This is a genomic window from Streptomyces sp. MB09-01, from assembly GCF_033794505.1.
Classification (GTDB): Bacteria; Actinomycetota; Actinomycetes; order Streptomycetales; family Streptomycetaceae; genus Streptomyces.
The window spans coordinates 1-685 of sequence record NZ_JARAYQ010000601.1 but is presented as its reverse complement, the minus strand read 5'-3'; the positions used below and the strand labels follow the sequence as shown (position 1 = coordinate 685).

At 76.9% G+C, this 685-nt stretch carries 1 protein-coding gene; it reads right to left on the bottom strand.

Annotation, left to right across the window (positions count from 1 at the left end; genetic code table 11):
• A partial coding sequence (locus PV721_RS43675; RefSeq protein ID WP_319734475.1) for an AraC family transcriptional regulator occupies positions 1 to 685 on the bottom strand: 685 nt, incomplete at both ends.

Here is a 685-nt window from a genome sequence, read left to right as displayed (position 1 = left end):
CCTGGGCGGTATACCTTCGCCGGCCGGCGGCCCCGGCGTCCACGTCCGTCTCCGGGCCCGTTTCCGGCCGGGCCTGGGCCCGGTAGCGGCCGGGTGTGGTGCCGAACTCGCGGCTGAAGGCGTGCGAGAGGGCGTACGGGCTGCCGTAGCCGACCCGCCGCGCCACCGCGGCCAGCGGCTCCTCGGACTCGCGCAGCACCGCCGCGGCCAGACTCAGCCGCCACCAGGTCAGGTACGCCATCGGGGGCCGGCCCACCAGGGAGGTGAAGCGCCGCGCCAGGGTGGGCCGGGACACCCCGACCTGCGCCGCCAGCCGCTCGTTGGTCCAGGGCGCGGACGGGTCCGCGTGCAGGACCCGCAGCGCGGCGGCCGCCACCGGATCGCCCAGCACCGCCGGCCACGTCCCGCTCCCGCCCTCGGCCACCCAGGAGCGGATCATGTAGACGAGCAGCAGGTCGAGCAGACCGGGCACCGCGATGCCCGAACCGGGCCGCTGCTCGCCCAGCTCACGGCCCAACAGGTCGATGGCAGAGCGCAGTTCCGGCCGCGCCCCCGCCCGGGAGGGCAGGTGCACGACCTGCGGCAGCTCTGCCATCAGCGGATGCGCCCGGCTACGGTCGAGCCGGTACTTGCCGCACAGCATCTCCACCGCACCCGCCCCGTCCGGCCCGCCCCCGACCCCCGG